General features: G+C 70.6%; 14 protein-coding genes. 11 read left to right on the top strand and 3 right to left on the bottom strand.

Going from position 1 to position 13,107, the window contains the following annotated elements; all coding sequences use genetic code 11:
- The first annotated feature begins 291 nt into the window (after positions 1-291).
- From MCBG_RS15845 to MCBG_RS15830, 4 genes are read left to right on the top strand one after another with little or no spacing between them, the layout of a single operon-like run.
- Positions 292-2,133 carry a phosphoenolpyruvate carboxykinase (GTP) gene (locus MCBG_RS15845; RefSeq protein ID WP_043326644.1) on the top strand — a complete coding sequence of 614 codons (1,842 nt, stop codon included), beginning with the start codon at positions 292-294 and terminating at the stop codon, positions 2,131-2,133.
- Between the two features lie 40 nt (positions 2,134-2,173).
- Complete coding sequence (locus MCBG_RS15840; protein ID WP_043326642.1) at positions 2,174-3,019, top strand: hypothetical protein; 846 nt, start codon at positions 2,174-2,176, stop codon at positions 3,017-3,019.
- 36 nt (positions 3,020-3,055) lie between these two features.
- On the top strand, positions 3,056-4,216 hold the full coding sequence (locus MCBG_RS15835) for a geranylgeranyl reductase family protein (RefSeq protein WP_043326640.1): 1,161 nt from the start codon (positions 3,056-3,058) through the stop codon (positions 4,214-4,216).
- A 31-nt stretch (positions 4,217-4,247) separates the two neighbouring features.
- Positions 4,248-5,018, top strand: a complete 771-nt coding sequence (locus MCBG_RS15830; protein ID WP_043326637.1) for an isoprenyl transferase — start codon at positions 4,248-4,250, stop codon at positions 5,016-5,018.
- 100 nt (positions 5,019-5,118) lie between these two features.
- Here MCBG_RS15830 and otsB read toward each other — a convergent pair whose 3' ends face one another.
- The 3 genes from otsB to MCBG_RS15815 all read right to left on the bottom strand — a co-directional run bounded on the left by otsB (position 5,119) and on the right by MCBG_RS15815 (position 6,970).
- On the bottom strand, positions 5,119-5,943 hold the full coding sequence (otsB, locus tag MCBG_RS15825; protein WP_043326635.1) for a trehalose-phosphatase: 825 nt from the start codon (positions 5,941-5,943) through the stop codon (positions 5,119-5,121).
- A 69-nt stretch (positions 5,944-6,012) separates the two neighbouring features.
- Positions 6,013-6,366 (bottom strand): hypothetical protein, encoded by a 354-nt coding sequence (locus tag MCBG_RS15820; RefSeq protein ID WP_013284062.1) that lies wholly within the window; start codon positions 6,364-6,366, stop codon positions 6,013-6,015.
- A 163-nt stretch (positions 6,367-6,529) separates the two neighbouring features.
- The gene (locus tag MCBG_RS15815) at positions 6,530-6,970 is read right to left on the bottom strand and encodes a helix-turn-helix domain-containing protein (protein WP_030501268.1); all 441 of its coding nucleotides are present in this window, start codon (positions 6,968-6,970) and stop codon (positions 6,530-6,532) included.
- A gap of 264 nt (positions 6,971-7,234) precedes the next feature.
- Here MCBG_RS15815 and MCBG_RS15810 point away from each other — a divergent pair, with 264 nt between their 5' ends.
- From MCBG_RS15810 to MCBG_RS32525, 7 genes are all read left to right on the top strand, one after another.
- Positions 7,235-7,576, top strand: coding sequence for a hypothetical protein (locus tag MCBG_RS15810; protein WP_043326632.1), 342 nt, complete (start codon positions 7,235-7,237; stop codon positions 7,574-7,576).
- A complete protein-coding gene (locus MCBG_RS15805) occupies positions 7,573-8,001 on the top strand; it encodes a hypothetical protein (protein ID WP_043326629.1) in 429 nt (142 codons plus the stop codon). Before MCBG_RS15810 ends, MCBG_RS15805 begins: the two co-directional genes overlap by 4 nt.
- Before the next feature lie 319 nt (positions 8,002-8,320).
- A complete protein-coding gene (locus tag MCBG_RS15800) occupies positions 8,321-9,730 on the top strand; it encodes a PhoH family protein (RefSeq protein WP_043326627.1) in 1,410 nt (469 codons plus the stop codon).
- Between the two features lie 233 nt (positions 9,731-9,963).
- On the top strand, positions 9,964-10,647 hold the full coding sequence (locus MCBG_RS15795) for an aggregation-promoting factor C-terminal-like domain-containing protein (RefSeq protein ID WP_043326625.1): 684 nt from the start codon (positions 9,964-9,966) through the stop codon (positions 10,645-10,647).
- A gap of 103 nt (positions 10,648-10,750) precedes the next feature.
- Positions 10,751-11,410: a rhomboid family intramembrane serine protease gene (locus MCBG_RS15790; RefSeq protein ID WP_043326624.1), complete on the top strand. Its 660-nt coding sequence runs from the start codon at positions 10,751-10,753 to the stop codon at positions 11,408-11,410.
- 106 nt (positions 11,411-11,516) lie between these two features.
- On the top strand, positions 11,517-12,485 hold the full coding sequence (locus tag MCBG_RS15785; protein WP_043326622.1) for an NAD(P)/FAD-dependent oxidoreductase: 969 nt from the start codon (positions 11,517-11,519) through the stop codon (positions 12,483-12,485).
- Between the two features lie 58 nt (positions 12,486-12,543).
- A complete protein-coding gene (locus MCBG_RS32525) occupies positions 12,544-12,696 on the top strand; it encodes a hypothetical protein (RefSeq protein WP_157560788.1) in 153 nt (50 codons plus the stop codon).
- Positions 12,697-13,107: the final 411 nt, after the last annotated feature.

Below are 13,107 nucleotides of genomic sequence, written 5' to 3'. Positions count from 1 at the left end.
CATGTTCGTACGCTTCCCCGCGATCGGGCGTCGCGGTCACTCCGGGGACGGAGCGGGCCGTCGAAGGTTCACCGCAGGATTTGCGTGAAACTGCGCGCGAAAGCGGGTATCAGATCGTGAAGCCGCAGCGTGGCCGTACCTTGTGCAGTTCTTCACAACCAGTCCCACTGACTGGCGAGGCAGTCCGGTTTACGCTGAGCCCAATCCCAGGTTTCCACGAGGCGGCGTACTTGCCCGCCAGAACTCGTGCACCCCATAGATCGGTCAGCGTCGACCACAAGGAGAAGTGACATGGTTGCTCCGGCTGCTGTTCGGGGTATCGATCAGGCCCCGACGTCCCACCCCAAGCTGCTGGCCTGGGTACGTGAGGTCGCGGAACTGACCACCCCCGACCGCGTGGTCTGGGTGGACGGGTCTGATGAGGAGTGGCGCCGCCTCACCGACGAGCTCGTCTCAAACGGCACCCTCATCCGGCTGAATCCCGAGAAGAAGCCCAACTCGTTCTACGCGCGTACCGACCCCACGGACGTCGCCCGGGTGGAGGAGCGCACCTTCATCTGCTCCGTCGACGAGGCGGACGCCGGCCCCACCAACAACTGGATGGCGCCGGCCGAGATGAAGCGGACGATGACGGAGCTGTACCGCGGCAGCATGCGCGGGCGCACCATGTACGTCATCCCGTTCTGCATGGGTCCGATCGAGGCCGAGAACCCCATGTTCGGCGTGGAGATCACCGACAGTCCGTACGTGGTCGCCTCCATGCGGATCATGACCCGGATGGGGTCGGCGATCCTGGAGGCGATGGGCGACGACGCCGACTTCGTGCACGCGCTGCACTCGATCGGCGCGCCGCTGGCCCCGGGTCAGCAGGACGTGGCCTGGCCGTGCAACGAGACGAAGTACATCTCGCACTTCCCGGAGACCCGGGAGATCTGGTCCTTCGGTTCCGGCTACGGCGGCAACTCGCTGCTGGGCAAGAAGTGCTACTCGCTGCGTATCGCCAGCGTGATGGGGCGCGACGAGGGCTGGCTGGCCGAGCACATGCTGATCCTCAAGATCACCTCGCCGGAGGGCAAGGTCTACCACATCGCCGGCGCCTTCCCGTCCGCCTGTGGCAAGACCAACCTCGCCATGCTGGAGCCGACCATCCCGGGCTGGAAGGTCGAGACCATCGGCGACGACATCGCCTGGATGCGGTTCGGCCAGGACGGCCGCCTCTACGCGATCAACCCGGAGTACGGCCTGTTCGGTGTCGCCCCTGGCACCGACTGGAAGACCAACGCCAACGCCATGCGGACGCTGGACCGCGGCAACTCCATCTTCACCAACGTGGCGCTGACCGACGACGGCGACATCTGGTGGGAGGGCATGGGTGAGCCGCCGGCGCACCTGATCGACTGGAAGGGCAACGACTGGACGCCGGAGAGCGAGAACCTCTCCTCGCACGCGAACAGCCGCTTCTGCACCCCGATCACCCAGTGCCCGATCCTGGCCGACGACTACTACGACCCGAACGGCGTGCCGATCGACGCGATCCTGTTCGGCGGCCGTCGGCGGGACACCATCCCGCTGGTCACCGAGGCCCGCGACTGGGTGCACGGCGTCTACATGGGCGCCACGCTCTCCTCGGAGACCACCGCCGCCGCCTCCGGCGCGGTCGGCGTGGTGCGTCGTGACCCGATGGCCATGCTGCCGTTCATCGGTTACAACGCCGGCGACTACTTCCGGCACTGGATCGAGATGGGCAAGGGCGCGGACGGCGACGAGGCCAAGCTGCCCAAGATCTACTACGTCAACTGGTTCCGCAAGGACGCCGAGGGCAACTTCCTCTGGCCGGGCTTCGGCGAGAACTCCCGCGTGCTCAAGTGGGTCATCGAGCGGTTGGAGGGCCGGGCCGAGGCGGTGGAGACGCCGATCGGCATGGTCCCGGCGCAGGACGCGCTCGACGTCGAGGGTCTGGACATGACCCCGGAGGACGTCCGGATCGCGCTGAAGGTCGACGCGGACGAGTGGCGCGACGAGCTGCCGCTGGTCACCGAGTGGTTCGAGAAGTTCGGGGACAAGCTCCCCGGCGTGCTCTGGGCCGAGCTGGACGCGCTGCGCGCCCGCCTCGACGCGGAGCCGCAGAAGTAGCAGGTGTGCCTGTTGCCCGCGCCGGGCAACATCGGATGCCATGAGGACGGCCGCTGAACCTGTCGAGGTCCGGCGGCCGTCCGCCGTCCGGGCGCTGACCACGCTGCTCGCCGTGACCGCGGCGGCCACCGTCGTGGTCGAGTTGCTCAACTACTGGTACGCCCCGGAGCAGGAGTTCGGTCTGGCCGTACGCACCGGCTGGGCGATGCTCCGATCGCTCGGCTTCCTGCTGCTGATCGGGCAGGTGAACAAGGGCCGGGTGGGCGCCCGGCCGTTCGGGCTGATCCTGGCGGTGACCACGATCTTCGCGGTCGGGCGGCTGATCGTGCCCCGGCAGGGGGTGCCCGCGCTGCCCGGCCTGATCGGGTTCGCCGTGCTCACCGCGCTCTGCGTCGCCGTGGTGGTGCTGCTCTACCGTTCCGAGGCGATCCGCGCGCACCTGGTCCGGCACCGCAAGGGCCTGGTCGTCGAGGGCGGGACGATCGCCTGGCGGGAGATGACGCCGAAGCGTCCGCAGGCGAACGGCTGGCTGCTCACCGCCCGGGTCGCGGCGTTCACCTACAGCCCGCTGATGCTGGTGCCGGCGCTGGTGGCGACCGGCGCCGTGCTGGACGGGCGGCTCGCCGCCGTACCGGCATTGATCTTCTGGTTCGGCGCCGGCATCGCGGTCAGCTACGCCGTGCTGTTCTGCACCGCGTTCCTGCTGCGCGACAAGGCGTGGGCGCGGAAGGGCCTGGTGGCCGTCACCCTCGGCGTCCTCGCGATCGACCTGCCCCTGTGCTGGTGGCTGCTCGGCGCCGACGGCCTGATCCGCGACGGCGCCCCCCTGGTCACGGCGGCAGCCCTCTGCGTCTGGTCGCTGTACCGGGCCACCCGGTCCCGTTGATGCCCGGGGTGGGGGCCGGCGGGGGAGGATGAGGGGGTGTGGGACGTCGTGGTGGTGGGGGCGGGGCCGGCGGGAGCGGCCGCCGCGCTCGGCGCACGACGGGCCGGGGCGGCGCGGGTGCTGCTGCTGGACCGGTCCGACTTCCCCCGCGACAAGGCGTGCGGGGACGGCATCGCCGCGCACGCGCTGGACGTCCTCGACGAGCTGGGCGTGACCGGGGCCGTCGACGGCTACCCGCCCCTGCCCGCGCTGCGCCTGGTCGCACCCGGTGGCGGCACCGTCGCCCGGACGCTGCCCCGGCCCGCGTACACGGTGCCCCGCCAGGTGTTCGACGCACGCCTGGTGGCGGCGGCGGTGGCGGCCGGCGCGGAGTTGCGGCGGCACACCGTACGCCGGGTGGAGATCGCTCCCGACCGGGTGGTGCTCGACGGTGAGCTGTCCGCGCGGGCGCTGGTCGGCGCGGACGGCGCCGGTTCGGTGGTCCGGCGCGCGCTCGGGCACCCGGTCAACCCGGACCGGCACCTGGCGCTCGCCATCCGGGGCTACGCGCCGGCCCCGCCCGGGCCGCCCGAACAGCTCATCGTCACCTCGGCGGCGCGCTGGCCCGCGTACGCCTGGGTCTTTCCGATCGGTGACGGTCGCGCGAACGTCGGGTACGGGGAGGTGCTGCGCGGCGAGCCGCTCAGCCGCGCGCACCTGCTGGACCGGATGGCCGCGCTGCTGCCCGGAGTCGACCCGGCCACGGTGACCGGCCTGCGCGCGCACCACCTGCCGCTGTCCACCCACCGGCCGGCGCCCGGGCGGGGCCGGGTGGTGCTGGCCGGGGACGCGCTGTCGCTGATCAACCCGTTCACCGGCGAGGGCATCTTCTACGCGCTGCGCTCGGGGGCGCTGGCCGGCGCGGCGGCGGCCGGCAGTCCGGCCGAGGCCGCCCGGGGGTACGCCGCCGCGCTGCGCGCCCGGCTCGGCACCCACCTGCGGCACAGCTCGGCGGCGGCCTGGCTGGCGCGTCGGCGCTGGGTGGTCGACGCGGTGGTCGGCGCGGCCGGGCGCGACGAGCGGGTCTACCGCACCGTGGTGGAGCTGGGGCTCGGCGACGGGCGGCTGGACGCCCGCACGCTCGCGGCAATCGCCGCTGAGGTGCCGCGACCGCGCCGGACCGGCTCGCCGTCGGCTGATACGCCACCGAGACACTGATCTTTCTCACGGGTCGCTACCCTGCAAGGTGATGACTCTGCGGAAACTCCTCTACTCCGTGTACGAGCGCCGGCTGACGGCGAAGCTCGCGGGCAAGCCCGTACCCGCGCATGTCGGCGTGATGTGCGACGGCAACCGCAGATGGGCCCGGGAGATGGGCTTCGTCGACCCGAACGACGGCCACCGGATGGGCGCCGAGCGGATCAAGGAGCTGCTTCGCTGGTGCGACGCGGCCGGTGTCGGGCACGTCACGCTGTGGCTGCTCTCCACCGACAACCTCTCCCGCCCGGCCGCCGAGCTGGACCCACTGCTCCAGATCATCGAGGACCTCACCACCGAGCTGGCCGAGGAGGGCAACCCCTGGCGGCTGCGGATGGTCGGCGCGCTCGACGTGTTGCCGGCGCAGCACGCCGCCGCGCTCAAGGCCGCCGAGGAACGCACCCGGGACCGCGACGGCGGGGCTCAGGTCAACATCGCGGTCGGGTACGGCGGGCGGCGCGAGATCGCCGACGCGGTCCGCTCGCTGCTGGCGGAGCACGCTGCGAACGGCGGCACGCTCGAGGAGCTGGCCACCTCGCTCGACGTCGACCACATCTCCGAGCACCTCTACACCAAGGGGCTGCCGGACCCGGATCTGATCATCCGGACCAGTGGCGAGCAGCGACTCTCCGGTTTCATGCTCTGGCAGAGCGCGCACTCGGAGTTCTACTTCTGCGAGCTGAACTGGCCCGACTTCCGCAAGGTCGACTTCCTGCGTGCCCTGCGCTCCTACGCCACCCGCCAGCGCCGATTCGGCACCTGACCGCCGCCTCCCCGTCGATCTTGCACTTCCGGCCCCGCGTGCGCGGCTTTCGTCCCCGTTTGTCGGGGCGGCAAGTGCAAGATCGACGCGGAAAAGCGGGTCAGGTCAGGTGGCGCAGGGCGTCGGTGAGGAACTCGGCCAGGGCGGCGGGGGAGTCCAGGGTCAGGTCGGCGGCGTCGGCCACCTCGTGCCCGGTCTCCGGGTTGGCCACGGCGACGCAGACCCCGAGGAAGCCGGGGTCGGCGGCGGCGCGGGCGCGCAGCGCGGCGAACGCCTTGATGTCGGAGACGTCGTCACCGAAGTACCAGGCGCCGCCGGCGTCCCGGACCGTCTCGCCGATCACCATGCCCTTGTCCCGGTCGACGGGGGGCTTGAGTTCCAGCACCATCCGGCCCGGCTGGGCGCGCAGGCCAAGCCGCTCGGCCTGGGCCCGGCCCCACTCCTGCACCAGCTCACCGAGCTGCGGGGCGGTACGCCAGTGCAGCGCGACGGAGAGCCGCTTGTACTCGACCAGCGCGCCCGGCGGCAGCTCAGCGCGGGCCTGCTCGGCCAGCTCGGACATGGTGGGCACCCACGGCAGAGCGGCCGGCTCGGTGACCGTCTCGCCGCCGGAGTGGCTGTGCTCCAGGCCGTACAGCCCGTACAGGTCGATTCCGGCGAGGCCGCCGAGGTGGTCGCGGAGGAAGTCCACCGGCCGGGCGGAGACGATGGCGATCCGCCGCACGTGCGGGGCGAGCGCCTCCAGCGCGGTGAGCACGTTGGGCGCGGGCCGGACGGCCGTGGGGTCGTCGTCGACCGGCGCCAACGTGCCGTCGAAGTCGAAGAAGAGAACGACGTCCCGTGCGCGATCGGCGGTCGCACGCCAGGCGTGCTCCGCGTTCAACGGGGTCTTCGGCTGCTGGTTGCCCAGATTCAACGGCGGCACGCGCGTCAGCGTACCCCGCGCCGGGCGGCGTATTCGTGGCCGAGATGTGACGTGGGAACGTCGTGGGGATCAGCGTTCGGCGGCTCCCCGTCCCCGGCGCCCGAACGGCACCACTGCCGCCTCCTGCCCGTGGCTGAGCAGGTAGCCCTCCACGAAGCCGGTGTTGCGGTCGCCGGTGTGCGCCTCGATCTCGTTCAGCCGCGCCACCAGGAACTCGGTGAGCGCGCTGACCCGGTCGTTGAGACGATCGTGCAGCTCGGCGACGACGGCGAGGATCACCGCGGTGCCGGCCGTGGTGAGCGCGAAGAGGTTGACGACCAGGGGAAGCTGCCCGCCGTCCAGTACGCCGACCACCACGTTGCCGGTCACGCACGATGTCAGCGACACCACCGCGACCACGACTGCCAACCATTTCAGGGTCATGGACAGACCCCTCCTTCTGTCCCGCAGGGCTGGGTTCGGCTGTGTCCCGTCCCCCCACCGATGACGAGCCCCTAGCAGTACAAACGTGGACGCTAGCGGGTCCGATCCGTCCCCGAGGCGAAACGATCGGGTCTGACCTTCCGTTCTTTCGCCATCTGAGGAACTACCCGGCCTGTTTCCCCCTATTTCGGACACCGCCCGGCAGTGTCGGGCGATATGCGAGGTAACGAATGGTTTCTCGAATGTGGAACTTCTCCGCGTCCGACACGGTCGGGTCGACCAGTCGGCGCAGCAGCGCCTCCACGTCCGGGTCCATCGGAGGTGGGGTGGGCGTGGCCCGTGGGCCGGCGGCGCGGTCCCAGCCGAGCGCGGTGAAGGCGGCGGCCGGATCGAGCCCGAGGCCCTCGCAGAAGGCGACCACCCGCTCGGCCTCCGGGTCGCTGGCCCAGTCGCCGCGGACCCAGCGGTTGATGGTCTGGCGGGAGACGCCTGTGCGCCGGGAGACCTCGGTGCCGCTCCAGGCCCGCAGCGCTCGCGCGTCGTCGAGCGCACGTCGGACGAAGGTGGCGAAGGCGATCTTCCGCGCGTTGGCCGTCTCGGTCACCCCGTGACGGTACGGCCAGTCGGTCCCGTCGGGCGGTCTCGGCACGCTGCTGTCACGCTGACGTGACGGTGATCGCGGTTTTCCGGTAAACGATCCAGTGCTGCTCCTGAGGGGTGTCACCTGGGCAGAATAGATGGACACGAGTACGGCGGCAAAGGTCTGAAAAGCTGATACTGTCACGCTCATGAGACAACTTACGGTGTGTCACGTGCTTGAGACGACGAGTGCTCACATGCGTCACTCCGCGGGTGCCGAGGGGGTCTCGTGACCGAGCTCGCGACCCGTGCCCAGGCCTTCGGGCTGATCGCGGACGGCGTGTCCGCCGGGCTGAGCGCCCCCTGGCGTCTCTATCTCGCCCGCGGGTGCCGGTATCTCTCACTCAGCGTCGGCGACCGGGGGGAGTGGGACGCCTGGCGTACCCACCTCGGCTGCCCCGAGCTGAGCGTGCGGGTCTACGACTCCGGCGGCGAGATCCGCCGGGCGTCGGTGGCCGAGGTGATCCTCGACGGCTGCCGGATCAGCGTCGAGCTGGTCGAGGAGGTCAGCACCGACGACCTGGAACGCCTGCTGGTGGTCGACCCACTCCCCGGGATGGACGAGCGATGACCCCTTTTCTCGCCGTGGTGCTCGTCCTGGTGCTCGGCTCCACCTGCTACGCGGCCGGTCGCCTGCACGGGCAGCTGAGCTACCGCATCGGCTACCGGTTCGGCTACCGGCAGGGCTACTTCGACGGTGACCGGGGCGCCTGGAACCGTCGCCGTCGAGATGCCCAGGCCGCGATCGCCTCGGCGCTGTCCGCCCCCGGCGCGACAGTGGTGACGTCGGCCGGGCGCTCGGCCGTGCCGTTCGCCGGCACCGCCGTACCGGCCGCTGTCGCCGTGCGGTCCGGCTCCGCCCCGGCCGTCCGGGTCACCGCCACCGCCCAGCTCGGCGCGGTAGGGCGGGCGGGCACCACGTACACCGGGATCGTCGTTTCGGCGCGGCCGGCGCCGGGCCGAGGGCCCGGCACGCTGGCGCGGCGGCCGGGCTGAGGCCCCGCACCGCGACGCGGTGCCGCCCGTGGGCGACCGGCCGGGATGCGCGCAGGGGGCATGCATCCCGGCCGGTTCCGGTCCGCCCGTCACCCGAACAGGTGTACGTCCGGCGACTGGCACGCGATGATCCACGCGCACCTCTAGCCCCGCGGCCCCGCGGCGATTAGCGTCTAGGCATGGCGCGGGGTTTTCCCGGGCCAGCCGGACAGCCCGGACCTGCGTCCTCGCACACGGGGCCCGCATCCGACCCCGTGTCCTCCGGGCACCGGAAGAGGCGGAACTCGGGTGGCCGGGTGCCCATCCGCGGAGCAGGCCTGTGACCACTCGCCGTACCCCCGCCGGAGCCGAGCAGCAGACCCCGGCCTCGACCGCCCAGACCCGCCGGACCACCCGCAGCCGCCGCAGCGCCGCTGTCGAGGCCGAGGAGCCCCGACCAGCCGGCCCGGCCTTCGTCCTGGACACCTCGGTCCTCCTCTCCGACCCGGCGGCGTTCCACCGCTTCGCCGAGCACGAGGTGGTGCTGCCGCTGGTGGTCATCTCCGAACTGGAGGGCAAGCGGCACCACCCCGAGCTGGGCTGGTTCGCCCGTCAGTCGCTGCGCATGCTCGACGAGCTGCGGGTACGGCACGGCCGGCTGGACCGGCCGGTGCCCGCCAACGAGCAGGGCGGCACGCTGCGGGTGGAGCTGAACCACACCGACGACGGGGTGCTGCCGCCCGGCTTCCGCAACGAGTCGAACGACGCGCGCATCCTGTCCGTGGCGCTCAACCTGGCCGCCGAGGGGCGTGAGGTCACGCTCGTCAGCAAGGACATGCCGCTGCGGGTGAAGGCGGCCTCGGTCGGCCTGCGCGCCGACGAGTACCGCCACGGCCAGGCCAGCGATCCGACCTGGACCGGCATGGCCGACCTGGACCTGTCCGAGGAGGAGATCGGCCGGCTGTACGCGGGCGAGACGCTCGACGTCGACGCCGCGGCGGGCCTGCCCTGCCACACCGGTCTGGTGCTGCACTCGGGGCGCGGCTCGGCGCTGGGCCGGGTGCTGCCGGACAAGACGGTCCGGCTGGTCCGGGGCGACCGGGAGGCGTTCGGCGTGCACGGCCGCTCGGCGGAGCAGCGGGTCGCGCTCGACCTGCTGCTGGACGAGTCGATCGGCATCGTCTCGCTCGGTGGCCGGGCCGGCACCGGCAAGTCCGCGCTGGCGCTCTGCGCCGGCCTGGAGGCGGTGATGGAGCGACGCCGACACAAGAAGGTGATCGTGTTCCGTCCGCTGTACGCGGTCGGCGGCCAGGAACTCGGCTACCTGCCCGGGTCGGAGTCGGAGAAGATGTCGCCGTGGGCGCAGGCCGTCTTCGACACGCTCGGCTCGGTGGTGCACGAGAACGTGCTGGAGGAGGTCACCTCGCGCGGGCTGCTGGAGGTGCTGCCGCTGACCCACATCCGCGGCCGGAGCCTGCACGACGCGTTCGTCATCGTCGACGAGGCGCAGTCGCTGGAGCGGGGCGTCCTGCTCACCGTGCTGTCCCGGATCGGTCAGGGGTCGCGGGTGGTGCTCACCCACGACGTGGCGCAGCGGGACAATCTGCGGGTCGGCCGGCACGACGGGGTGACGGCGGTGATCGAGGCGCTGAAGGGGCATCCCCTCTTCGCGCACGTCACGCTCAGCCGATCGGAGCGTTCTCCGATCGCCGCTATGGTCACCGATCTACTGGAGGACATCCCCGGCTGACCGCCGCTTTTGCCCCACTTTATCCTGATTTTCAGGGTGACGCAGATCACTTTTAGGCCCGGCCATTTCCCACCGGCCTCACTGTGCGCAATGGTGTCCATCGAGCGTCACCGACCACTCGGGAGCCATGTACGCCCCGCAGTCACACCGGTACCGGAGCGCTCGCGGCACCTCGGCGCGGCCCGGTAGGCCACGCGCGTGCCGCGTCCCTGCCCCCGACGAAGGGAAACTTCGTGAGTCGGCTGTGGAGCCGGTTCGGCGCCCGCACCGCCGCTGTGGCACTGCTCTCCGTGGGCGTGGCCGGCGGCTTCTATCTGGGCGAGGATCGCCAGACCCAGCAGCAGGGCCTGACCGCGCAGGTCGGCCTGGAGGTCGACCAGGCGGAGTACGCGTACCAGCGCGAACGGCTGTCCGACCACCGCGTGGACTCGTCCCGGCAGCGTGCCGCCGAGTACCAGGCGAAGCTGCGTGCCGCCGCGGCGGCGAAGGAGGCCGCCGAGCGGGCCAAGAAGGCCGAGGCGGCCGCCGCCACCCGCAAGAAGGAACGGGAGGCGGCGGAGAGCGAGACGAAGATCAAGCCGTACGACGGCCCGATCCCGTCCTCGTGCGCGGAGTACAGCGGCAACCGGAAGATCGGTTGCGCCGTCATGCTCGACAAGGGCTTCGGCATCGACCAGTTCCCGTGTCTGGACAAGCTCTGGACCAAGGAGAGCGGCTGGAACCCGAAGGCGTCCAACAGTTCCTCCGGGGCCTACGGCATCCCGCAGGCCGTGCCGGGCAGCAAGATGGCCTCGGTCGCGGACGACTGGAAGACGAACCCGGCGACCCAGATCACGTGGGGTCTCGGCTACATCAAGGGCCGGTACGACACCCCGTGCGGCGCCTGGCAGAAGTCGCAGAGTTCAGGCTGGTACTGACGTCGTGACGACGGCGGGACACCCGGGCGGAACCGGGTGCCCCGCCGTCGTCGCACCCGGCCCCGACTGGCGGCCCGCCACTTTTACTGATAGCTCTTGGTAGGTGACCTGGCCTGACAGCCCACGCGGCGGCGACCCTCACCGGTTCGGCACCGATGCGTTCTACGCGGCGCTCGGCCGGGCCTTCGTCGCCATGTGCGCGGTCGTGCCGGTGCTGTTCCTCATCGAGGCGCTCGACGTCGGCCTGCGACTCGGCCTCGACTACACCGCCGGCATCATCCCGCAGCGGATCCAGGGCCTGGACGGTGTCTTCTTCTCGCCGTTCCTGCACGCCGGCTGGAACCACCTCTACAGCAACAGCATCCCGCTGATCCTGCTGGGCACGTTCGTGCTCGCCGCGGGCACCCGCCGGTTCCTCTGGTCCACCGCCGTCATCATCCTGGTCAGCGGCCTGGGCGTCTGGTTCACCGGCTCACCCAACTCGGTGGTGGTCGGCGCCAGCGGCGTCATCTTCGGCTACCTCGGCATCCTGCTCACCCGGGGCGTCGTCGAGCGGAGCTGGTGGAACTTCGCCGTCGGCCTGCTCGTCGGGTTGCTCTACGGCTGGCAGCTGCTCGGCATCCTCCCCACCGACGAGCGCGTCTCCTGGCAGGGCCATCTGTTCGGGCTGCTCGGCGGCGTCGTGGCGGCGATCCTGTTCCGCCGCCGCAGGGACACCGGCGACACCGACCACCTCGGCTCACCGAGGATGACGCTGCCCTGACGGCGCGTTGATCAGACCCCGGGACATGCTTGCCCGCGGCCACCCGCCCGCCTACCGTTTCGGCATCAGCGAGGGTTGATCCCGAAGCGGAAAGTGACGGTGAGCCATGCGCGAGGTCGATGTCGCCGTGATCGGGGCCGGTCCCGCAGGGCTCTTCGCCGCCTACTACGCCGGATTCCGCGGGCTCTCCGTGTCGGTCATCGACGCGCTGCCCGAGCCGGGCGGTCAGATCACCGCCATGTACCCGGAGAAGCTGATCCTCGACGTCGCCGGCTTCCCCGCGATCAAGGGCCGCGAGCTGGTCGCGAACCTGGTCGCCCAGGCCGCGCCGTTCCACCCCGACTACCAGCTCGGCGTACGCGCGGAAAAGCTGTCCTACCTCGACGGCCGGCCGGTGCTCGGCCTGGCCGGCGGCGAGCAGCTGAGCTGCGGCGCGGTGCTGGTCACCGGCGGGCTCGGCAGCTTCACGCCCCGGCCGTTGCCGGTCGCGGAGAGCTTCACCGGCGGCGGCATCGTCTACTTCGTGCCGCAGCCGGCCGAGCTGACCGACCGGCACGTGCTCATCGTCGGTGGCGGCGACTCGGCGTTCGACTGGGCCGCCACGCTCGCGCCGCTGGCCCGGTCGGTGACGCTCGTGCACCGGCGGGACCGCTTCCGGGCGCACGCCGCCACCATCGAGCGGGTCCGCGCGCTGCCGGTGCGGATCGTCGTCAACGCCGAGGTGAGCCGCCTGTACGGCGAGGAGACGGTCACCGGCGCCGAGCTGACCGTACGCGGCGGCGAGGCGGAGACGCTGCCGGTCGACACGGTGGTGGCCGCGCTCGGCTTCACCGCCGACCTCGGCCCGCTCGCCGAGTGGGGGCTGAACATCGACCGGCGGCACATCGTGGTGGACAGCGCGATGGCCACCAACCTGCCCCGGGTGTTCGCCGCCGGCGACATCACCGAATATCCGGGCAAGGTCCGCCTGATCGCCACCGGCTTCGGCGAGGCGGCCACGGCTGTGAACAACGCGGCTGTCGTCATCGACCCGACCGCGCACCTGTTCCCCGGTCACTCCTCCGACGGCACCTGACGCCGCATCCTCACCGTTCCGTGGCCGGAGCGCGACTGTCCGCGCCCACGATGGACGGATGCGCCCCTCCGAGTCGACAGCACCCGACGGTGCCCGGATTTCGCTCGCCTGGCTGGGTCATCCGGGAACCGTGCTCTCGTTGATCGTGCTGGTGCTCAACGACCATGTGTTCAAGGCGGCCTTTCCGGGCCTGGTCGTTAACATAGATTGAGACGAATACGATGTTCCGGTAACGAGCTCCGTAAGTGATGAATACAGGCCCCTGACCTACCGCACCAAAGGTGTCTGAATGGACCAATGCTAATTAACCATGCTAAGGGGGAATACGGTCATATGCGTGGTTCAAGGTTCCGTTCCCACTAAAGAGTTAGAGGTCAGAGAGCCCCATCAAGCTCTAGAGCTCACACGGCAGATACATGGGAACGTGCACCACATTCTCTAACTTAGCACCACCTAGAAATAACGTCGGCCCAAACTAATTTCAGGACATTCCAAACTAAAAATAAATAAGGAGAACAGGGGCATATATAAATTGATACCTTGTCTGGCTCCGACGAGTGAAGGTCTGACGTCGCGCGAAAATTTGGGCTTGAAGCACTCTACGAGCCCAAAACACATGTGT

Source organism: Micromonospora sp. M42 (assembly GCF_000568915.1).
Lineage (GTDB): Bacteria > Actinomycetota > Actinomycetes > Mycobacteriales > Micromonosporaceae > Micromonospora > Micromonospora chalcea.
This window is presented reverse-complemented; position numbering and strand designations above follow the sequence as displayed.

Coding starts and splice junctions, on each gene's coding strand:
- MCBG_RS15845 (WP_043326644.1), top strand. CDS start 292: ATGGTTGCTCCGGCTGCTGTTCGGGGTATCGATCAGGCCCCGACGTCC.
- MCBG_RS15840 (WP_043326642.1), top strand. CDS start 2,174: ATGAGGACGGCCGCTGAACCTGTCGAGGTCCGGCGGCCGTCCGCCGTC.
- MCBG_RS15830 (WP_043326637.1), top strand. CDS start 4,248: ATGACTCTGCGGAAACTCCTCTACTCCGTGTACGAGCGCCGGCTGACG.
- MCBG_RS15820 (WP_013284062.1), bottom strand. CDS start 6,366: ATGACCCTGAAATGGTTGGCAGTCGTGGTCGCGGTGGTGTCGCTGACA.
- MCBG_RS15805 (WP_043326629.1), top strand. CDS start 7,573: ATGACCCCTTTTCTCGCCGTGGTGCTCGTCCTGGTGCTCGGCTCCACC.
- MCBG_RS15785 (WP_043326622.1), top strand. CDS start 11,517: ATGCGCGAGGTCGATGTCGCCGTGATCGGGGCCGGTCCCGCAGGGCTC.
- MCBG_RS32525 (WP_157560788.1), top strand. CDS start 12,544: ATGCGCCCCTCCGAGTCGACAGCACCCGACGGTGCCCGGATTTCGCTC.